We start from the raw sequence: 20,239 nt of genomic DNA on the forward strand, positions 1-20,239 counted from the left end.
CGGCGCAATCCGGTGTTTGGCTTCTGCAGCACGTCCGGCCGATCAGTTCTGCTCCGCCTCCATCTCACCTGCCTTGCCCTGTCCGGGCTTGTGGCCCCCGCCGGGGCGGTCCGCATGACGCTCCCGCGCCGCATCGAACTCCGCCTTCGAAAGCCCGCCGCTGTTATCCTTGTCAGCGCGGCCGAACATCCGGCCCGCGCGGGGCGGCGAAGGCAGCTCCGCCTCAGTCAACGCGCCATCGCCGTCGCTGTCAAAGCGTTCCAGCATCCGCGCGGCGCGGGCATCGGCCATCTCGCGCGCCTGGGCCTGCATCTCCGCGAGGGTCAGCTTGCCATCGCCATCCGTATCGGCCTTGGCAAAATGGGCCTGCTTCAGCGCCTGCATCTCAGCTTTGGTGATCTCGCCGTTGCCGTCGGCGTCGATCTCCTCGAACGTCATTATGGGCCCATGCCCATGATGGCCCGCGCTGGCCATTCCGGCGCCCGCGCCGATGGTTCCGGCAGCGGCAAGGATCATCGCGATGAATGCGGTATGTTTCATATGCTCTTTCCTCTGGTCCTGCGGCAGCCCCTCGCTGCCCTATGTGAGAAGACAAACGCCCGGGGCCTGCCGTTCCGTCGCGGGCAGGGAAGAAAAATTTTGAAAGGAGGGGGATCCGTTACCGCGAGCCGCCCATCCCAAGCCGCACATCTCCGGCCCGCACCGGTGTCCGGACCTCTGTGAATTGGCGCCCCCGTGTGCCATCCTGCCGTTTGCGCTGGCGGCCGCGGGCTGCGATGATCATCCGCAGCCCCGCATGGAGGAGCCCGCCCCCGATGACTGTCCCCCACCCCGCCTCAGCTGCGGCCGACCGCCCGGCTCTGCCCGCGCTGGCCAAGGGCTGGCGGCTGCGCTGCCCGCGCTGCGGCGAAGGCGCGCTCCTGCACCGCTACCTCAAGATCCACGAGTGCTGCGGCCACTGCGGACTGGAATTGCACCATGCCCGCGCCGACGACGGGCCGGCCTACCTCACCATCCTCCTGGTCGGCCACCTGATGGCGCCGCTGATGCATGTGGTCTATTTCGCGTGGCGCCCGGCGCCGCTCGTCACCTTTTCCGTCTTCGCGATTGGCTGCCTCGCCGCTTCGCTGTATCTTCTGCCGAGAATGAAGGGCGTGGTGGTGGCCTGGCAATGGGCGCGCCGCATGCATGGCTTCGGCAGGGAGGCGCCCGCAGAGGCCGCAGGGACTCCGGGCGCGAAAGCAGAAACCAAAGAAGGACAGGCAGGATCATGACAGGCAGCACCATTGCAGGCACCCCCCTGAGCGGGATCACCAGCACTGACAAGACCGCCATCCGCAACGCGGCCACGGTGATCGCCGTGCGCGGGAGGCTGAGCGATGACCCGCAGGTACTGATGGGCCAGCGCGGTGCCAAGGCAGCTTTCATGCCCAACAAGTTCGTCTTCCCCGGCGGCGCGGTGGACCCAGAAGACGCCAGCGTGCCGCTCGCCGCGCCCATCAGCGGGGTCTGCCGCGCGCGGCTCGACGATCACGCCCCCGAAGGCACGGCCCACGCGCTGGCGGTGGCCGCCGTGCGCGAGCTCTGGGAGGAGACCGGGCTGATCCTCGGCGCGCCCGGGCAGTGGCCCGGACCGGTGCCCGCCGATTGGAAGGGCTTTGCCGCTACCGGCCACCTGCCTTCGGCTGAGGCGATGCAGTTCGTCTTCCGCGCCCTCACGCCTCCGGGCCGGCCGCGGCGGTTCGATGCCCGTTTCTTCCTGGTGGATGCCGACCGGATCGCGGGCAGCAACGATGATTTCTCCCAGGCTCAGGATGAGCTTGCGCATCTGCAATGGATCCCGCTCAGCCGGGTGCGCAGCTTCGATCTGCCCTTCATCACAGAGGTGGTGCTGGCAGAGGTCACCCGCCGCATCCGCGACGCCAACCCGCCGCAGAGCGTGCCTTATTTCCACAACAATGACGAAGCCAGCCTGTTCCTGCGCCTCAAAGGCTACCCGATGCCTCAGGAGGCCTAGCGTTTTCCGGCGCCCGCGGCGGGCGGAGCGGCTCAGACGGCAAGCACCAGCGCCAGGATCGACAAGACCAGGAGCGCGATGCCCGCCACTTCGCGCGCCGTGATGCGCTCCTTGAAGAACAGCACCGAGGCCATCAGCGACAGCACCAGCTCCACCTGGCCCAGCGCCTTCACATAGGCCGCGTTCTGCAGCGTGAAGGCCCAGAACCAGCAGAACGAGCCGCCCATGCTGGTCAGCCCCACCCAAAGCGCCACCTTGCGCGCCCGCCAGACCCGGGTGATCTCGCCGCGTTCGCGCAGGGCGAGCCAGACCAGCATCATCGCCGTCTGCAGGACCACCACCGCAGCAAGAGTGATCCCGGCGCGGAAGGCGGGCTCCAGATTCCCCAGCTCGAGCGACGCCCCGCGGTAGCTCACCGCAGAAAACGCAAACAGCACCCCCGAGCCCAGCCCCAGCCGCGAGGCCCGCCCGGTCAGATGCCGCCACCACGGTCCCGCCGCCCCGGGCGTGCGCGACAGCACCAGCACGGCGAAAAGCCCGGTCAGGATCGCCACCCATCCCCAGCCGCTGATCGCATCGCCCAGCACCAAAAGGCCGACAATCGCGGTCTGGATCACCTCGGTCTTCTTGAAGGTGATGCCGACCGCGAAATTGCGCGCCTTGAACAGCGCCACCACGCAGACGGTGGCGAGGATCTGCGCAAGCCCCCCCACCGCCGCAAACCCCCAGAAGGACGCGGGCAGCGCGGGCAAACTGCGGCCCGACAGCGCAAGGTAGGCGCCAAGCCCTGCAAGGATGAAGGGTGCCGAATAGGCAAACCGCGCGAAGGTCGCGCCCCCCGGCGACAGGGTGACGCTGCTCAGGACCTTCTGCAGCATGAAGCGCACGGTCTGGAACGCCGCGGCGGCGATGGTGACGGGGACCCAGGTGATCATGCCCCCGCTTATCCGGCCTTACTTCTCCCGTTGCCAGAGCGGATGCGGCACCGGGTCCTTCGCGCGCAGCAGGTAGTTGCGGAAAATCTCCATGTAGCTGCGGTAGACGTAACCGCCATTGGCCTCGAGATAGGCTGTCCGCCGCGCCCGGTAAAGCCGCGGCAGCGCGTACCAGGGCACCCCCGGGTGCCGGTGATGCACCGCATGCAGGTTGTTGTTCAGGAACAGGAATGCCAGCAGCCCGCGGTCCTCGATCACCACGCTGCGGCCCTGGGCGGCCTCATGGGCGCGGTGTTCGAGGAAGGTGCGGATCTTCAACAGCCCCAGCCCGCCATAGGCGCCGACAAGCGCCGTCCAAAGCGGCGCGGGCGAGGCCCAGACCACGCCCAGCACCACCGCTGCGCCTACGGCATGCAGCAGCCAGTCGCGCAGCACAGCACTGTCTCCCGCCCGGATCAGCCGCCAGTCGCCGCGCATGAAGGCCCATTGCCCGATCAGCGGCCCCAGCAGGATCCGCCCCAGCAGCGTGTTGTTCGCCGCTAATAGCCGCCGCTGCCATCCGGGCAGCAACGCCCAAACCGCCGGGTCCTGAAAGTTGCTCTCCGGGTCGTCATAGGGATCCGTCAGCCGCTCGTCCCGGTGGTGCGCCAGGTGGGTGTCGCGGAAGCGGCCATAAGGCACCGCGAGGCTCAAGGGCAGGAACATCAGCGCCTCATTGGCCCAAGCCCGCCGGAACGGGTGGCCGTGGAGTGCCTCATGAGTAAGCGAGGAATGCAGCGCAGCCAGCAGTGCCAGCGCCAGGGCGGTCAGGACGAGGCTCACTTCCGGCAGCAGCCACAGCGCGGCGAGCCAGCCGCCATAACACCCTGAGGCCAGCGCCAGCGTGCCCCATTCCACTCCGTCCGGCAGATAGGCGCGCGGCAGCGCCAGCCCGGGCAGCGCCTCGGCAGGCGTCCACTCCGGGGCGGTGTGCTCAGACATGCCGCCGCCCCCAGCCGATCCGGGCCCAGAGCCGCTCATAAAGCAGATAGGCCGCAAAACCGATACCGGTATTGACCAGCGCCATCGCCCCGCCCGCCTTGGCCGAGCCGGTGGCCGCCAGCCCCACCAGCGTCATCAACACCAGGCCGATGAGGTTCCAGATCACTGCCTTCACGATGGAGCGCTTGCGCGTTTCCATGCTGCCTCCCTAGGTTATCGGGTGTAGATTTTCGGGATACGTCCTGTCAGCAGGGTACGCTTGTAACGGGGTGTGCGGAATTCCGAATGCGGTTAACAAAATCCCGCAATGATGATATTGATCAACACATGCAGGCAAATATCGACAAACGAGTACGCGCAGAACAATTCCGGCAACGGCTCACCATTGCGCTGCGCGACAGCGGGCTGAGCCAAAGCGCCCTCGCGCGCCACGTGGGCGTCGACCGCTCCACCATCTCGCAGCTCCTTACCGGCGAAGGCGCGCGGCTGCCCAATGCCCATGTGATCGGCGCCTGCGCCGCTGCGCTCGGGGTTTCGGCCGACTGGCTCTTGTCGCTTTCCGACCGGCCCGAAAGCGCCGCGGAGCTGCTGGCTGCCAGCCTCACCCTGACCGAAGCGCCGCGGGCGCTGGTGGACGAGCGCATTTTCGAATGGCACCAGGAGGCTGCGGGCTACAAGATCCGCCACGTGCCAGCCGCCCTGCCCGACATGCTGAAGACGCGCGCGCTGCTGGAATGGGAATACTCCCCGCACCTGGGCCGCACCGCCGATCAGGCCATCGGCGCGTCGGAAGACCGGCTCACCTGGATGCGCCGTTCGCCCTCGGACTATGAAATCGCCATGCCGCTCTATGAGCTTGACAGCTTTGCCCATGCCACTGGGTACTACGAGGGGCTGCCGCTGGAGGTGCGGCTGGAGCAGCTGGCGCAGTTCGAGCAGATCTGCGAACAGCTCTACCCCCGGCTCAGGATCTACCTGTTCGATGCCAGACGGCTCTATTCCTCACCGCTGACCATCTTCGGGCCGCTCCTGTGCGTGTTCTATCCCGGCACACACTACATGGCCTTCCGCGACAAGGAGCGGATCGAGACCTTCACCAGCCATTTCGACCAGCTGGTGCGCGAGGCGACGATCACGGCGCGCCAGCTGCCCGGCCGGCTCAGGGCGCTGAGGGCCGCGATCGGGGGGTGAGCGGGAGAAATGCCCGGCGCGCAGCACGGTCCAAGACCGCCGCGCACCCGTCATCCGGAAACTGTACCAGAAGATAATCGTCCTGAGCCGTCGTGCGGCAGCAGGCGCCCGGCCCAGGCTCAGGCTATGCAGGTGTACAACCTGCCGGGTACCGGCTCCAAGAGGGCACGGAACGCGAAGAACGGCTGCTACACCTTCGGGTCCGGATTCACCGTGTGCCCGTCCACCGCAATCACCTGGCCGGAGACCAGCCGCGCCGCGTCCGAACCCAGGAATACCGCCATACCGGCAATATCGCGCGCCTCCACGAAACGCCCCATCGAGGTGCCCGCGGCATAGCCTGCATAAACCTGATCGCGAGTCATCCCCTTGGCCGCGGCCTCGCGTTCCAGCACGCCTTCCATGCGCGGCCCTTCCACCGCGCCGGGGCATATCGCATTGGCGCGGATGCCGAAGGGGCCGAGCTCCATCGCCAAGGTCTTCATCAGCCCGATCACGGCCCACTTCGCTGCCGCATAAGGCGCCCGGTTGGGATAGCCGTACTGGCCCGCCGTCGACGAGGTGATAATGATCGACCCGCTATTGGCCGCCTTCATCATCGGCGCTGCATATTTCGCGGCAAGAAAGGCGCCCTCCAGGTTGACGCTGACGCAGGCGCGCCAGTCGGCGAGGTCCACGTCCTCGATCCGCGCGGTGGGCCCGGCGATGCCGGCATTGGCGCAGAGCACATCCACCCCGCCCCAAGTGTCCGACACCTCGGCAAACAGTGCCCGCATCGCGGGTTCATCCGCCACATCCACCACGCTGCCGCGCCAGCCCTGCGGCAAACCCGCGAGGCTCTCCGCGTTCACGTCCGTTATCCAGACGTCGTGCCCGGCGGCGGAGAAGCCCTCCGCCATCGCCCGTCCGATGCCAGAGCCACCGGCGGTGATCAGCACCCGCGCCATCAGCGCGGCGACCCGATTGCACGGCCCAGCCCCTCCGGCGCCGGCAAAGCGGCATGCGCCTCGGCCAGCTTGATCAGATTGGCCTCGACATGCGGCGCGGGCGGGGCCGAGCGGCGGGTTTTCAGATCCACATGCAGCAGCATATGCTCCCCCGTCGCCAAGAGGCGCTCGCCCGCAAACATCTCATGCCACAAATGCATCTTCTTGCCCTGCCCCATGATCACCCGCGTGCGCACCTGGATCGCGTCGCCCGCATGCACCTCGTCGAGGTGGCGGATATGGGTTTCGGCGGTGAAATAGCTGCCGCCTGAGGCGATGTACTCCGCATCGCAGCCGATGATCTCCATCAGCCGGTCGGTGGATTGCGCGAAGGCATCCAGATAACGGCTCTCGGTCATGTGGCCGTTGTAGTCGGTCCAGTCCAGCGGCACCACGCGCGACTGGGTCAGCACCGGCTGGGACAGGTCCGCGACCTCCTCGAGGCGGCGTGCCAGCCCCGCCTCGCCCATCCGGCCCGCGTCATGGGCGTTCTGCAAGGCGCCCGCGCCCCAATCGTTCGCCGACAGCGCCCGCATCATGCCGACGAGGTTGCTATCCCGGATGCGCTCCAGCTCGCGGATCGAATACTGGCCGGACTGAGCATCGGACTGCCCGGCGATCAGATCGACCAGCTCCTCGGTGAACTCCGGCACGTCCATCAGCTTGGTCCAGGGCCAGCTGAGGGCAGGGCCGAACTGCGCCATGAAATGCTTCATGCCCGCTTCGCCGCCAGCCACCCGGTAGGTCTCGAACAGGCCCATCTGCGCCCAGCGGATGCCGAAGCCGTAGCGGATCGCGTTGTCGATCTCCTCGGTGGTGGCGATGCCGTCCTTGACCAGCCACAGCGCCTCGCGCCAGACCGCCTCCAGGAAACGGTCAGCGACATGGGCGTCGATCTCCTTCCTCAGGTGCAGCGGGTACATGCCGATGGCAGAGATGATCTCCTTTGCCCGCGCGATGGTGCGTTCGGAATTCGCGTCCGTAGTCACCAGCTCGACCAGCGGCAGCAGGTAAACCGGGTTGAACGGGTGCGTGACCACGATCTGGCCAGGGTTTGCGCACCCTTCCTGCAACTGCGAGGGCTTGAAGCCCGAGGTGGAGGAGCCGATCACCGCATCCGCTTCGCAATGCTCTTGCAGCCCGGCATAGACCTTCTGTTTCAGGTCCAGCCGCTCCGGCACGCTTTCCTGCACCCAACTTGCGCCCTGCACGGCTTCGGCCAGCGTGCCGTGGAACGAGAGCGCGCCTTCCGGCGGCAGCGCCACGTTTCCAAGCCCCGGCAAGGAGCGGCGCGCGTTCTCCAGTACCTCGCCGATCTTGCGCTCGGCCTCCGGGTCCGGGTCGAACACCCGCACGTCCCAGCCGTTGAGCAGGAACCGCGCGGCCCAGCCGCCGCCGATCACCCCGCCGCCGATGATTGCTGCTGTTTTCATGTGACTTCCTTTGCGACCCATCCGGCTCTTCTTCTTGCCGTAAATATCCTGGGGGTTTGGGGGCTAGCCCCCAATCCGCCCCTTTTGCCGCAGCGCGGCGCTGTACGGGGGGTGTACGGGCGGTGCATAGATGTCACCGCCCTGCACGGCCTACTTCGACGCCGGCGCCCGCTTCACCAGCCCCAGCTTCTCGCGCACCTCCTGGGCGCCGATTACCCGCGCGCCCATGTTCTCGATGATTGTCCCGGCCCGCTCCACCAACTGCCAATTCTCCGCCAGCACGCCCTTGTCCAGCCACAGGTTGTCCTCCAGCCCGACCCGCACATTGCCGCCTGCAAGCACCGAAGCCGCCACATAGGCCATCTGATTCCGCCCCAAAGCGAAGGCGGAGAACGTCCAGTCCTTGGGCACGTTGTTCACCATCGCCATGAAGGTGTTGAGGTCATCCGGCGCGCCCCAGGGCACCCCCATGCAGAGCTGCACCAGCGCCGGACTGTCCAGGATACCGTCCTTCACCAGTTGCTTGGCATACCAAAGATGCCCGGTATCAAACGCTTCGATCTCGGGCTTCACGCCGAGATCGGTCATCATCCGGCCCATCGCCTGCAGCATGCCCGGCGTGTTGGTCATCACGTAGTCGGCCTCGGCAAAGTTCATGGTGCCGCAGTCGAGCGTGCAGATCTCGGGCAGGCACTCCGCCACATGGGCGACCCGCTCGGCCGCGCCGATCATGTCGGTACCCGCCTCCTTCAGGGGCAGCGGGTTCTCGGGATCGCCAAACACCATGTCGCCGCCCATCCCCGCGGTCAGGTTCAGGACCACGTCGACCTCGGCTTCGCGGATCCGCTCCGTCACCTCGCGGTAAAGCCCGAGATCCCGCGACGGCGCGCCGCTCTCCGGGTCGCGCACGTGGCAATGCACCACCGCGGCGCCGGCCTTCGCCGCGGCGATGGCCGACTCGGCAATCTGCTTGGGCGAACGCGGCACATGCGGGCTGCGGTCCTGGGTGCCGCCGGAGCCGGTCACGGCACAGGTGATGAAGACCTCACGGTTCATATTCAGAGGCATTTTGCCTTTCCCCTCGATGTACAGGGTTTTGCAGCGGGTTATCCCCAGGCTGCTCCCCAGATTCCGATTTGCGCTGAAGCCGACTGTGCCGCAGCCTTGATACCTGAACTTCACAACATGCGAATCGAACTTGATGAAATCCGCAAAAAACATCCTCCAGCCCGAACACCGCCCGCTGAAGACCGCGGTGCTGGTGCTGGACGAGTGCAACACGCTCTCCTTCGCAGCCGCCGTCGATCCGATGCGCGCGGCCAACCGGCTGGCGGGCCGCGGCGCGTTCGATTGGGACTACGTGAGCGCCACCGCCGAGCCGCCGATGCTGACCAGCGGCCTCACCGTGCCCAGCATCCCGCTGGCCCGGCTGGAGGGCTGCGAGCTGCTGATCGTGGTGGCGGGCTTCCAGCTTGCCCGCCATGCCACCCCCAGCCTGCTGGCCGGCCTGCGCCGCATCGCTGCCACCGGCGCCACGCTTGCGGGGATCGACGGCGGCCCGTGGCTCCTGGCGGAGGCCGGTCTGCTCGACGGCCACGCCGCCACCACCCATTGGGAGGATCTGGAAAACTTCGCCGCCCGCTTCCCCGAGGTCGACTGCCGCAACGACCGCTTCACCGTCTCGGAAGGCCGTCTCACCTCCGGCGGCGCCACCCCCGCGATCGAGATGATGCTGCACATCATCGCCGCCCGCCACGGGGCCGGCTTTGCCGCCCGTGTGGCGGGTCTCTTCCTCTACGACGGGCTCACCGCCGGGACCCGGCCGCAAAGCCGTCTTGGCGGCCAGAAGCACACTGCCCTGACGGCCAAGGCCAACGCGCTGATGGAGGCCTCGCTGGACGAGCCGATGCCGCTTGCCGAAATTGCCGAGCGCCTCGGCACCAGCCCGCGCAGCTTGCAGCAGCAGTTCCGCCTGCGACTCAATACCACGCCGCAGGACCACTACCTGCAGCTGCGCCTGGCTGAGGCGCGGCGCCTCGTGACCGATACCGACCTGCCGCTGATGGAGGTGGCGATGGCGACCGGCTTCACTTCGCAGTCAAGCTTCGCCCGCGCCTTCCGCACCGCGCATGGCACCTCGGCCCGCGAGCTGCGCCAGAGCCGCGAGGGTGCAGGCGCCTACGGCCGTACCGGCAGCGGTACCGCCGCAGGGCAGCCCTACCCGCGTTCGCCAGCGCACTGAGAGCCGCAGGCGAGAAGGACAAGGCGCGGACTGCCGCCCGGAAGGCCCAGTCAGCGCGGGTGCCGGCCGCCTGCGCCCGCGCCCACCCGCTGGCAGGCGGCCCGGCAAATCCCGGGCCGCCTGATCCGCTTCATGGACCGTCTGCAACGCCAGCCAAACGCCTCCGGCCCGGCTTCGCAGGCTCCTAATTTACAATCGGAAACATCCTCGGCGGCTCCGATGCCGTGGCGGCCTCTCCCGTGCCGCCGCAGGCCGCCAAGCGGTGCTCGGGGGCAGCCGGTGCAGCTGCAGGCGCGGGAACCACCCGGCAGAGCGTCTCCCCGCGGACGCCACAGAGCGCCCGGGGGCGTGTGCCGCCCCCGCCCCGGTACTCCCTTCAGTAGGGCATCGGATGCGCTTTGTGCGCCGCGTCCAGCTCCTCGCGCAGTTCCGCGCTCAGGCTCAGCTCCGCCGCGCCCAGCGCATGCTCCAGCTGCGCCAGCGTCGTGGCGCCAAAGATCACCGACGCCATGAACGGCCGCTCCCGGCACCAGGCCAGCGCCATATGCACCGGGTCCAGGCCGTGCTTCCGCGCGATTTCCAGGTAGGCCGCGACCGCCCCGTGCACCCGCGGCGTTTCACGCCCGCCGAGCTCGGGGTTGATCGCCTTGCGCGAGCCCTCCGGCACCGCGCCGCCCTCGTACTTGCCGGTCAGAAGCCCGGTGCCCAGCGGCGAGAACGCCAGGAGCCCCACATCCTCGTTCACGCTCAGCTCCGCAAGGTCGGTGTCGAACATCCGGCACAGCAGCGAATACTCGTTCTGGATCGACGCCACCCGCGGCCAGCCCCGCTCTTCGGCAATGCGCAGCCACTGCGCCGTGCCCCAGGCGGTCTCGTTGCTGAGCCCGAAGGCACGGATGCTGCCCTTCTCAACCTGCCGCTGCAGCGCCTCCAGGCAGTCCTCCATATTGGCCAGCGTGGCCCCGCGGTCCTGCCCCGAAGGGTCATAGCTCCAGTTCTGCCGGAACATGTAGCTGCCGCGGTTGGGCCAGTGGAACTGGTAGAGGTCGATATAATCGGTCTTCAGCCGCCGGAGCGAGCCCTCGATGGTGGGCGCGATCGTCTCGGAGGTGATCGGCGCGCCATCGCGCACCGCTTCCAGCCCCGCGCCCGAGTGCTTGGTCGCGAGCACATAGTCCCCGCGCCGCCCGGTTTTTGCGTTCCAGTTGCCGATGATCTCCTCGGTCCGGCCGATTGTCTCCTTGCTGACCGGGTTCACCGGGTACATTTCCGCAGTGTCGAGGAAGTTGATCCCCGCCGCCAGCGCGCGGTCGATCTGCTGATGCGCCTCCGGTTCGGGGGTCTGGGTGCCGAAGGTCATGGTGCCGAGGCACAGGTCCGAGACCATGATGCCGGTGCGGCCAAGCGGGTTCATCTTCATCTGCGCGGTCCTTTCCGGGACGGGGAGGTAGGGGTCTGGCGCGCAGACTACCCGGGCACGGCGGGAGTGCAACCGGCTGCCCCGCCCGGGAGGGCCCTGCAAAAAACCCCGTTCCAGCTACAGAGTGTATTTACCTGCGCGTGTTACAGTTACGGCTGCCGAAGAACACCTGCACCAGCTGCCCTCGCGGGTTAAGAGGAGTCCCTGATGACGAAAGCCATGACAAAAAGCAGCAAGGACCTGATCGCCGAAGCGGAAGCGGTGGTGCCCTGCACTACCGTTGCCGATGCGCTGGCGGCGCAGGCCCGCCCGAAGACCAAGTTCATCGACCTGCGGGTCATCCGCGAAGTCGAAAGGACCGGGACCATCGACGGCGCCTTCTCCTGCCCCCGCGGCATGCTGGAATTCTGGATCGACCCGGAAAGCCCCTATCACAAGCCAATCTTTGCCAGCGACCGGAGGTTTATCTTCTACTGCGACAACGGCTGGCGGTCGGCGCTGGCGGCAAAGACGGCCATGGAGATGGGCCTGCAGAAGGTCTCCTACCTGCAAGGCGGCTTCGAGGCGTGGATCGCCGCGGGCGGGGCCGCGGCCCCCTACAGGTGGTAGCCGGGGCTGCGCACGGGGGCGCGGGCGCACTGTCGCCCTGCTGCTCACACTGAGGCAGCCACTCCCGCCCGGCAGCGCCGCGAGGCTTGCGCCGGGGCAAAAACCCCGGCAGCCTGCGCCCGGCTGCACAGAGAGGACCGGGACAATGCCGCAACACATCACCAGGGGCGTGAAGGCGCTCCTCGACGAAGCAAACCAGACCGTGCAGGCCATGCCGGTGGCCGAAGCCCTGCAGAAAGCCCAGGACGAGGCCTACGTCTTCATCGACCTGCGCGACATCCGCGAACTGCAGCGCTCCGGCATGATCCCCGGCGCCTTCTCCTGCCCGCGCGGCATGCTGGAATTCTGGATCGACCCCGAAAGCCCCTACCACAAGCCGGTGTTCAACCAGGACAAGACCTATGTTTTCTACTGCGCCAGCGCCTGGCGCTCGGCGCTCAGCGCCAGGACGGCGATGGAGATGGGGCTGAAGCCGGTGATGCACCTGGAAGGCGGCTTTACCGAATGGGCCAAACAGGGCGGCCCGGTGGTCCCGCGCGAAGGCTGAAGCTCCGCAGCCCCGCGCAAAGGCTGACGCCGCCCGGCCTGCCGCCTTGCACTGCCCCCAGCCCCCTCTCCCCAGTCTGCCCCCCGACTACCCCAGGCCGCGGCCCTGCCACTCTCCGGCGCCCCGCCGCGCCCGGCTTCCGGGGTAGCCGCTCCGCCCGCCGCCCACGCCACCCCGCGCCGCGCGCCAGCGCGGCGCCCGGCCCAACCGGCGCGGTGCCGCCTGCGGCGGTGCCGGGCCGGGCGGGAGCCGCCCGCCTGCCGCTCCGCGCGCTCCCCTCCGTGTGCCCTGTCTCTCCCCGCTCTTCTTGCGCTCCGCTCTTCTTCCGCTCCGGCCCTGCCGCCTCCCCCCCCGCAGCCCGCGGTTGAGAACAATTGCAGAACATCGTATCATGCCCCCATGCCGACTCACCTGTTCCCCGCTTGCAGCCGCCATGCCCGCCCGCAGCTCTCCCCGCTGAAAGGCGTGACGCTCGCGCAGGGCCGCGCGCATGAGGCCTGCGGCCCCGCCCGCCACCGCTTTGCGCTCTGGCTCGCAGCCGCGGTGCAAGGCCCGGTGCTGTGGATCGCCCCGGCCTGGAGCCGCACCCGGCTGAACCCCGACGGCATGGCCGAGTGCACGGGCCCCGGCCGCTTTCTTTTCGTGCAGGCCGCCCGGCCCGAGGATCTCTTGTGGAGCATGGAGGAAGCCCTGCGCAGCGGCGCCGCGCCGCTGGTGGTGGCCGAGCTGCCCGAGCCGCCCGGGATGACCCCGGTGCGGCGCCTGCACCTGGCCGCTGAAAGCGCCGGCGCAAACGCCGGGCGCACGCCGCGCCTGCCGCTGGGGCTGCTGCTCACCCCGGGCGAGGGCGGCGCCCGCGGCATCGAAAGCCGCTGGCACCTGGCCCCGGCCCATCCGGCAGCCGTGTCCCGGACCGCTGGCGCCCCTGCGCGGGCAGATGCCCCCGGAGCCGCCCCCCGCGAGGCTCACGCAGTGGTTCCGGACGCCCCCTCCCCCGCACCCGCCCCGGGATGGGCCCAGCCGCGGCAGTGGCAGCTGCAATGCCTGCGCGCCCGCACCAGCCCGCCGCGCCGCTGGCAGATCCGCCAGGCCGCCCCCGGCGCCCCGCTGCTCGCCGCCCCGGTCCCCGCCCTCGCAGAGGCGGACCCGCAAGCGGTCCTCCCGCGAGCCCGGCACTCCGCCAGCCCGGCGCATTGAACCCAGCCCTGCCGCGCCCGCGGACCACGCTGGCGCTGGAGCTGGCGGACTCCAGGCCGGCTGCAAACCGCCCGCAAGCTGCCCCCCGCCAAGCCTCCGCCCCACGGTCTGCAAGCTGCCCGCGCCGGGCGCCCGCCCGGCGCCCGGCGCAACCGGGGGCAGCGCGCCGCCTGCTCACGAATGCCCGCGGCAACGTGATCTGCCGCGCAGCACTTTCGCGCTAGGTTCAAAGCCCGCGCCCGCCCCAGCAAAGGAAAGCCGTCAATGCTCCGCCGCAGGAGGGTTCTGAAGCAGGCCGCCGCCGCCTTCGCCGCCGCCCTCGCCGCGGCGGCCCTTCCCGCGCCCGCGCTCAAGGCGGCGCCGCGGCCCTACCGGCTCGACCCTGCGGCGACCAGTGCGGGCTTCATCTTCACCCTCAACGGCGTGGCGCAGCGCGGCAGCATTCCAATCACCGCCGCCCGCATCAGCATCGACGCGCAGGACCTTACACAGAGCCGCGCCGACGTCACCCTCGCCGCGAACCAGGCCCGCACCGGGATCAGCTTCGCTACCGAGGCCCTGCGCAGCCCGCAGGTGCTTGATGCGGCGCACTTTCCCAATATCCGCTATGTGACCCTGCGCGTGCAGCTCGGGCCGGGCGGGCGGCTCTCGGGCGGGGCGCGGCTTCATGGGCTGCTCACCCTGCGCGGGGTGACCCGGCCGCTGAGCCTCGCCGCGGCGCTCTACCGCCCGCCCGGCAGCGCGCCCACCGACCTTGCTCTGCTCGACATCCGCCTCTCCGGCGCGCTGAGCCGGGCGGCCTTCGGCGCCAGCGGCTACCCGGATCTGGTAGGCGACCGCGTCGGCCTGGATATCCGCGCCCGGCTGCTGGCCGCAGGCTGAGCCGCCCGCGCCTTTGCCCCGATAGCCACCCGCAACACGCGCGCCAAAAAACCCGCAGACGGCCCGAAACCGACACCCCCGGGACGCTGCCGGGGTGGCATTGCCCCGCGAGGCTGCCATGGTCGGCGCGTCATGCGCCTGATCATCTCCTTCGCCGCCCTGTTCCTGTCCGTCATCCTGCTGCAGCTCTCCACCGGAGGCGTCGGCCCGCTCGATGCCATCTCCGGCCTCACGCTCGGCTTCAGCAAGGAGCAGATCGGCCTCCTCGGCTCGGCGCATTTCTTCGGCTTCTTCATCGGCTGCTGGTGGGCGCCGCGGCTGATGGGAGACGTCGGCCACGCCCGTGCCTTCGCCGTCTGCACCGCGCTTGGCGCGATGGGCATCCTCGGCCATACGCTGTCGGAGAACCCCTATGTCTGGGCGCTGCTGCGGATCGCCTCCGGCACCTGCGTTGCGGGCTGCTACACGGTGATCGAGGCCTGGCTCAACGCCAAGGTCACTAACGCCACCCGCGGCCGCGCCACCGGCACCTACCGGATCGCCGACATGAGCGCCTCGCTCAGCGCGCAGCTGATCATCGCGGTGCTGCCGCCCGCTTATTACGTCTCCTACAACCTGCTGGCGATTCTCTGCTGCGCGGCGCTGCTGCCGCTGACACTGACCAAGGCGAACCAGCCGGAAACCCCCGAGGCGCCGCGGCTGCGCCCGAAACTGGCCTGGCGCTGCTCACCGCTGGCGGTGGCCGGGGTGATCGTCTCGGCGCTCAGCTCGGCGTCCTTCCGCATGGTCGGTCCGGTCTACGGCCAGGAGGTCGGGCTGGAAATCGGCCAGATCGCCTTCTTCCTCGCCGCCTACGTTCTGGGCGGCGCGCTGGCGCAATACCCGATGGGCTGGCTTGCCGACAAATACGACCGCCGCTGGGTGCTGATCTGGCTCTCCGCCGCCGCTATCGTCAGCTGCACCGTCACCATTGCTGCAAGCGGCACCGGCATGCTGGGGGTGATGCTCGCGGCCAGCTTCTTCGGGGTCACCACCTTCCCGATCTTCTCGGTCTCCGCCGCCCATGCCAACGACTTTGCCTCCTCGCCGGAACGGGTCGAGCTCGCCGCTGCGCTGATGTTCTGGTACGCGCTCGGCGCCATCGCTTCGCCCTACGTCTCCTCGGCGCTCATCGACGCCTACGGGCCGGGCGCGCTGTTTGCCTTCGTCGCACTGGGCCATGTGCTGCTGATCGTTTTCGGCCTCGGCCGCATGCGCGCCCGGCCGGCGCCCGAGGCGCGCACTCATTACGTCTACGCCCCGCGCACTTCCTTCACCATCGGCCGCCTGCTGAAACGCGCCCGCGAAAACCGCTAGCCCGGCGCGGGCAGGGCCGCCGTAAATTGCCGTGCGAAGCCCGCCCGGGGGTTTCCGCGCCCCGCCGCATGCGCTAGACGGGCGGCTGACAGTTCACCTGGATGGATGGCATGGCACGCATTCTGATTACATCGGCGCTTCCCTACATCAACGGGATCAAGCACCTCGGCAACCTGATCGGCAGCCAGCTGCCCGCGGATCTCTATGCCCGCTTCCAGCGCGGCCGCGGCCACGAGGTGATGTTCCTCTGCGCCACCGACGAGCACGGCACCCCCGCCGAACTCGCCGCCGCCAAGGCGGACAAGCCTGTGGCCGAGTACTGCGCCGAGATGCACGGGGTGCAATCCGCGATCGCCCGCGGCTTCGGTCTCAGCTTCGATCATTTCGGCCGCTCCTCCAGCCCGCAGAACCACGCGCTGACCCAGCATTTCGCGGGCAAGCTGGCCGAGGCCGGGCTGATCGAGGAAGTGACCGAGAAGCAGGTCTATTCCAACGTCGACGGCCGCTTCCTGCCTGACCGCTATATCGAGGGCACCTGCCCCAACTGCGGCTACGAGCGCGCCCGCGGCGACCAGTGCGAGGAATGCACCAAGCAGCTCGACCCGACGGATTTGATCAACCCGCGCTCGGCGATCTCCGGCTCCACCGACCTGGAAGTGCGCGAGACCAAGCACCTGTTCCTGCGCCAGTCCGCGATGCGCGATCAGCTCGACGCCTGGATCGACACCAAGACCGACTGGCCGGTGCTCACCACCTCGATCGCCAAGAAGTGGCTGCACGACGGCGACGGGCTGCAGGACCGCGGCATCACCCGTGATCTCGACTGGGGCATCGCGGTGAAGAAGGGTAGCGAGGACTGGCCGGGCATGGAGGGCAAGGTTTTCTACGTCTGGTTCGACGCGCCGATCGAATACATCGCCTGCGCCGCCGAATGGGCCGAGGCCAACGGCAAGTCCGAGGACGAATGGCAAAGCTGGTGGCGCACCGACAAAGGCGCCGAAGACGTGCGCTACGTGCAGTTCATGGGCAAGGACAACGTGCCCTTCCACACGCTGTCCTTCCCGGCGACGATCCTCGGCTCGGGCGAGCCCTGGAAGATGGTCGACCACCTGAAATCGTTCAACTACCTGAACTACGACGGCGGCCAGTTCTCCACCTCACAGGGCCGCGGCGTCTTCATGGACCAGGCGCTGGAGATCCTGCCCGCAGACTACTGGCGCTGGTGGCTGCTGAGCCACGCGCCGGAAAGCAGCGATTCCGAGTTCACTTGGGAGAACTTCCAGCAGTCGGTGAACAAGGACCTCGCCGACGTGCTCGGCAACTTCGTCTCCCGCATCACCAAGTTCTGCCGCTCCAAGTTCGGCGAAGAGGTGCCCGCAGGCGGCGAATACGGGCCGCAGGAGCAGAACCTCATTGCGGAACTCTCCACCCGCATCCATGCCTATCAAAAGCACATGGAGGCGATGGAGGTCCGCAAATCGGCACAGGAACTGCGGGCGATCTGGGTGGCCGGCAACGAATACCTGCAAAGCGCTGCCCCCTGGTCGGTGTTCAAGGAAGACCCCGAGCGCGCCGCCGCCCAGGTCCGCCTCGGCCTCAACCTGATCCGCCTCTACGCGGTGCTGTCGGCCCCCTTCATCCCGCACGCGGCCGACCGGCTGATGGAGGCGCTGAACTCTGACGACCGCAGCTGGCCGGAGGATGTGGCGGCTGCGCTCTCTGCCCTGCCCGCAGGCCACGGCTTCACCGTGCCTGAGGTGCTCTTTGCCAAGATCACCGACGAGCAGCGCGAGGACTGGCAGTCCCGCTTCTCCGGCACCCGCAGCTGACATGAAGGGCCGCCCTCCGGGGCGGCCTTTTCACATCCCGTGCCCGCCCCTCCCGGGCAAACCCCCGGCCGCTGACCTCCCCCGCCCCTATCATCTTTCCCCAAATACTCCCGCCGGAGGCATCCGCCCTCACCACCGCTTCCCAGCGCGGGACCAGGCCGACAGGCCGCCGCGCATCGCCGGCGCGCCCCCACGCGGCGGCGGTTTGGCTGCGGCTTGGTGCTCCCTCGATAGGGCCTACGGACTTGGCAGACATAAACTGCCAGCCACTCCCATTCGGATCGCCACCGCGCGCGCCGGCAATGCGCGGCTCACCGCTCCGCGGAAGCCTCCCGCAAAAAAATTTAATTCCGACTAAAAAACTCGGATTGACATTCCCGAGCAAACCGATCAGGAATAATCCCATTCCAGCCAGCCTGCTCCGCGTCAGGCGAGCCCGAATTGTGCAAACAAACCGAGATCGCCCCATGCCGGACCACTCCCGCCGCCCGCGCGGCCCCAAGCATGCCCCCCAGGACCCTGAAGACGCCCGCCAGCTCTGGCGCGGGGTGTTCGCGGCCTCCGGGGTGCTGTCCGGCTTCTGTCTGGATTGGCTTCTGGACCGGGCGGAATTCAGCAACGGATGCCCGTCATGAATCAGTTTACTCCCATGAACCAGATTTCCCCCGCCCCCTCGGCCGCCGCCGCAGCCCCGGCTGCCGCCGAGGTCTACCCGACCTACCACGCCGAGGAGCTGACCCGCGGCGGTGTGCAGGCCCGCATCCTGCTCAACGGCCAGATCTACTCGCTGCGCATCACCCGCGCCGGCAAGCTGATCCTGACCAAATGAGCCGCGCAAGCCCTCAGCCCCGTGGCGGCGCGGCGGTCGGCCAGCTCGGCTCCCTGCCGCCGCTGGAGGCCGGCGCAGTGGTGAACTTCCGCCACTGGTTCTCCGGCCCGGATGCGCGGGCGCAGCTGCGCGCGGACTTCGAGGACACCCTCGGCCCAGCCGCCGGGCAAGCCGCCTTTGAAACCTTCGGCACGCTTTGCAACTTCTGCGCCACCCATGGCCGCCGCCCGCTGGTGCGCCACGGGCTCACCTGCGTCTGCCTCGGCGCAGACGAGGCCTGTTTTGCCAACCTCGTGGCCGCCGCCGCCGAGGGCGCGGAGGATGACGCCCGGCTGCTCGCCGCGCTGATCGTGCGCCCGGCGGAGGCCCCCGCGCTGGCGGAGCTTGCGGCACATTACGCCGATCTCCTGCACCAGCCCCTGCCGCCGCTCCAGCAGGCCGCGGTGCCGCTCGCCCGCACCCTGCACTGAAATCACCTCCAAAACCTCTGTTATCAGGACATACTTTATGAAACCGCTTTTCCGCGCAGGCACCGCGCTTGCCGCGCTCACCCTCGCCGTCCCGGCCCTTGCCGCACAGCCCGCCAGCAAACCCGAGGTTCTGGCCACCTACGCAAACATCGCCGAAGCCGCCTACCAGGACAGCCTCACCGCCGCGCAGCGTCTGCAGTCCGCCGTCGAGGCGCTGATCGCCGCCCCCTCCGCCGAAAACCTCACCGCAGCCCGCGCAGCCTGGATCGCCGCCCGCGTGCCCTACCAGCAGTCCGAAGTCTTCCGCTTCGGCAACGCCATCGTCGATGACTGGGAAGGCAAGGTGAACGCCTGGCCGCTGGACGAAGGGCTGATCGATTACGTCGATGCCTCCTACGGCGGTACGCGCAGTGAAAACGCGCAAGCCACTCTCAACGTCATCGCAAACCCGGTCTTCGAACTCTCCGGCCAGCAGATCGACGCCTCAGAGATCACCCCCGCGCTCCTCGAAAACACCCTCCACGAGGCCGGCGGCATCGAGGCCAACGTTGCCACCGGCTACCACGCCATTGAATTTCTGCTCTGGGGTCAGGATCTGAACGGCACGGAACACGGCGCAGGCAGCCGTCCCTGGACCGACTATGCGCAAGGCAGCGGCTGCACCGGCGGCAGCTGCGCCCGCCGCGCCGGATACCTGAAGGCCGCGACGGACCTTTTGGTCAGCGACCTCGAATGGATGGCCGCGCAATGGGCCGGCGGCGGCGCGGCCCGCGCCACCCTGATGGCGGACGCGGACGCAGGGCTGTCCGCGGTCATCACCGGCATGGGCTCGCTCTCCTACGGCGAGCAGGCGGGCGAGCGCATGCGTCTCGGCCTGATGCTGAACGACCCCGAGGAGGAGCACGACTGCTTCTCCGACAACACCCACAACAGCCATTACTACAACGGCTTGGGCGTGCAGAACGTCTACCTCGGCAAATACGTGCGGCTGAACGGAGAAATAATCTCCGGTCCGGCGCTGAGCGATCTGGTCACTGCCGCAGACCCCGCGCTGGACGCGCAGATGCAGGGCAAGCTGTCGGAGACCATGCGCGCGCTCGGCAGTATCAAAACCGCGGCTGAGGCCGGCTTCTCTTACGATCAGATGCTGGCGCCGGGTAATGACGCGGGCGAAAAACTGATTATGGCGGGCGTCAACGGGCTCATTGCCCAGACCCGCACGCTGGAACAGGTTGTGGCGGCCCTGAAGCTGGAGGGGGTCGGCATTGAAGGCTCCGACAGCCTCGATAATCCGGGCGCGGTATTCGAGTAAGCG

General features: G+C 68.5%; 21 protein-coding genes. 13 read left to right on the forward strand and 8 right to left on the reverse strand.

Annotated features, from left to right (window positions below):
• Positions 1-42 precede the first annotated feature (42 nt).
• Positions 43-540, reverse strand: coding sequence for an EF-hand domain-containing protein (locus ACOHWE_RS11775; RefSeq protein WP_420666577.1), 498 nt, complete (start codon positions 538-540; stop codon positions 43-45).
• A 275-nt stretch (positions 541-815) separates the two neighbouring features.
• On the opposite strand from ACOHWE_RS11775, the gene ACOHWE_RS11780 reads away from it, so the two are divergent.
• Both ACOHWE_RS11780 and ACOHWE_RS11785 read left to right on the forward strand, forming a co-directional pair.
• A complete protein-coding gene (locus tag ACOHWE_RS11780) occupies positions 816-1,274 on the forward strand; it encodes a DUF983 domain-containing protein (protein ID WP_420666579.1) in 459 nt (152 codons plus the stop codon).
• A complete protein-coding gene (locus ACOHWE_RS11785; RefSeq protein ID WP_420666580.1) occupies positions 1,271-2,017 on the forward strand; it encodes an NUDIX hydrolase in 747 nt (248 codons plus the stop codon). Before ACOHWE_RS11780 ends, ACOHWE_RS11785 begins: the two co-directional genes overlap by 4 nt.
• 32 nt (positions 2,018-2,049) lie before the next feature.
• Here the strand turns inward: ACOHWE_RS11785 and ACOHWE_RS11790 are convergent, their stop codons facing one another.
• The 3 genes from ACOHWE_RS11790 to ACOHWE_RS11800 are packed head-to-tail and all read right to left on the reverse strand — an operon-like array spanning position 2,050 to position 4,132.
• Positions 2,050-2,952 (reverse strand): EamA family transporter, encoded by a 903-nt coding sequence (locus tag ACOHWE_RS11790; protein WP_420666581.1) that lies wholly within the window; start codon positions 2,950-2,952, stop codon positions 2,050-2,052.
• Positions 2,953-2,970: 18 nt separating this feature from the next.
• Positions 2,971-3,933 carry a fatty acid desaturase gene (locus ACOHWE_RS11795; RefSeq protein ID WP_420666583.1) on the reverse strand — a complete coding sequence of 321 codons (963 nt, stop codon included), beginning with the start codon at positions 3,931-3,933 and terminating at the stop codon, positions 2,971-2,973.
• The gene (locus ACOHWE_RS11800; RefSeq protein WP_420666584.1) at positions 3,926-4,132 is read right to left on the reverse strand and encodes a DUF2061 domain-containing protein; all 207 of its coding nucleotides are present in this window, start codon (positions 4,130-4,132) and stop codon (positions 3,926-3,928) included. Before ACOHWE_RS11800 ends, ACOHWE_RS11795 begins: the two co-directional genes overlap by 8 nt.
• Positions 4,133-4,260: 128 nt before the next feature.
• On the opposite strand from ACOHWE_RS11800, the gene ACOHWE_RS11805 reads away from it, so the two are divergent.
• Positions 4,261-5,124 carry a helix-turn-helix domain-containing protein gene (locus ACOHWE_RS11805; protein WP_420666586.1) on the forward strand — a complete coding sequence of 288 codons (864 nt, stop codon included), beginning with the start codon at positions 4,261-4,263 and terminating at the stop codon, positions 5,122-5,124.
• A gap of 188 nt (positions 5,125-5,312) precedes the next feature.
• Here ACOHWE_RS11805 and ACOHWE_RS11810 read toward each other — a convergent pair whose 3' ends face one another.
• The 3 genes from ACOHWE_RS11810 to bcoG all read right to left on the reverse strand — a co-directional run bounded on the left by ACOHWE_RS11810 (position 5,313) and on the right by bcoG (position 8,611).
• Positions 5,313-6,071 carry an SDR family oxidoreductase gene (locus ACOHWE_RS11810; protein WP_420666587.1) on the reverse strand — a complete coding sequence of 253 codons (759 nt, stop codon included), beginning with the start codon at positions 6,069-6,071 and terminating at the stop codon, positions 5,313-5,315.
• Positions 6,071-7,543 carry a carnitine 3-dehydrogenase gene (locus tag ACOHWE_RS11815; protein WP_420666589.1) on the reverse strand — a complete coding sequence of 491 codons (1,473 nt, stop codon included), beginning with the start codon at positions 7,541-7,543 and terminating at the stop codon, positions 6,071-6,073. The genes ACOHWE_RS11810 and ACOHWE_RS11815 overlap by 1 nt, the downstream gene beginning before the upstream one ends.
• 150 nt (positions 7,544-7,693) lie before the next feature.
• The gene (gene bcoG, locus ACOHWE_RS11820; RefSeq protein ID WP_420666590.1) at positions 7,694-8,611 is read right to left on the reverse strand and encodes a 3-dehydrocarnitine:acetyl-CoA trimethylamine transferase BcoG; all 918 of its coding nucleotides are present in this window, start codon (positions 8,609-8,611) and stop codon (positions 7,694-7,696) included.
• Between the two features lie 133 nt (positions 8,612-8,744).
• Between bcoG and ACOHWE_RS11825 the strand changes: the two genes are divergently transcribed.
• Positions 8,745-9,785 (forward strand): GlxA family transcriptional regulator, encoded by a 1,041-nt coding sequence (locus tag ACOHWE_RS11825; RefSeq protein ID WP_420666591.1) that lies wholly within the window; start codon positions 8,745-8,747, stop codon positions 9,783-9,785.
• 376 nt (positions 9,786-10,161) lie between these two features.
• Here ACOHWE_RS11825 and ACOHWE_RS11830 read toward each other — a convergent pair whose 3' ends face one another.
• Positions 10,162-11,205 carry an aldo/keto reductase gene (locus ACOHWE_RS11830; RefSeq protein ID WP_420666592.1) on the reverse strand — a complete coding sequence of 348 codons (1,044 nt, stop codon included), beginning with the start codon at positions 11,203-11,205 and terminating at the stop codon, positions 10,162-10,164.
• 207 nt (positions 11,206-11,412) lie between these two features.
• Here ACOHWE_RS11830 and ACOHWE_RS11835 point away from each other — a divergent pair, with 207 nt between their 5' ends.
• The 9 genes from ACOHWE_RS11835 (at position 11,413) to ACOHWE_RS11875 (ending at position 20,236) form a co-directional block, all read left to right on the forward strand.
• Positions 11,413-11,814 (forward strand): rhodanese-like domain-containing protein, encoded by a 402-nt coding sequence (locus ACOHWE_RS11835; protein ID WP_420666593.1) that lies wholly within the window; start codon positions 11,413-11,415, stop codon positions 11,812-11,814.
• A gap of 145 nt (positions 11,815-11,959) precedes the next feature.
• Positions 11,960-12,361, forward strand: a complete 402-nt coding sequence (locus ACOHWE_RS11840) for a rhodanese-like domain-containing protein (protein ID WP_420666594.1) — start codon at positions 11,960-11,962, stop codon at positions 12,359-12,361.
• Positions 12,362-12,760: 399 nt separating this feature from the next.
• Entirely contained in the window at positions 12,761-13,558 is a 798-nt protein-coding gene (locus ACOHWE_RS11845) for a hypothetical protein (protein WP_420666596.1), read from the forward strand.
• 264 nt (positions 13,559-13,822) lie between these two features.
• A complete protein-coding gene (locus ACOHWE_RS11850) occupies positions 13,823-14,440 on the forward strand; it encodes a YceI family protein (RefSeq protein ID WP_420666598.1) in 618 nt (205 codons plus the stop codon).
• 132 nt (positions 14,441-14,572) lie between these two features.
• On the forward strand, positions 14,573-15,796 hold the full coding sequence (locus ACOHWE_RS11855) for an MFS transporter (protein ID WP_420666599.1): 1,224 nt from the start codon (positions 14,573-14,575) through the stop codon (positions 15,794-15,796).
• A 110-nt stretch (positions 15,797-15,906) separates the two neighbouring features.
• Positions 15,907-17,625 (forward strand): methionine--tRNA ligase, encoded by a 1,719-nt coding sequence (gene metG, locus ACOHWE_RS11860; RefSeq protein WP_420666601.1) that lies wholly within the window; start codon positions 15,907-15,909, stop codon positions 17,623-17,625.
• Between the two features lie 649 nt (positions 17,626-18,274).
• Positions 18,275-18,454 (forward strand): hemin uptake protein HemP, encoded by a 180-nt coding sequence (gene hemP / locus ACOHWE_RS11865; protein ID WP_420666603.1) that lies wholly within the window; start codon positions 18,275-18,277, stop codon positions 18,452-18,454.
• Entirely contained in the window at positions 18,451-18,924 is a 474-nt protein-coding gene (locus ACOHWE_RS11870; protein ID WP_420666604.1) for a hypothetical protein, read from the forward strand. Before hemP ends, ACOHWE_RS11870 begins: the two co-directional genes overlap by 4 nt.
• Positions 18,925-18,961: 37 nt before the next feature.
• A complete protein-coding gene (locus tag ACOHWE_RS11875) occupies positions 18,962-20,236 on the forward strand; it encodes an imelysin family protein (RefSeq protein WP_420666605.1) in 1,275 nt (424 codons plus the stop codon).
• The last annotated feature ends 3 nt before the right edge of the window (positions 20,237-20,239 follow it).

This window comes from Cribrihabitans neustonicus (genome assembly GCF_048820895.1).
In the GTDB taxonomy this organism is placed as follows: domain Bacteria; phylum Pseudomonadota; class Alphaproteobacteria; order Rhodobacterales; family Rhodobacteraceae; genus Cribrihabitans_A; species Cribrihabitans_A neustonicus.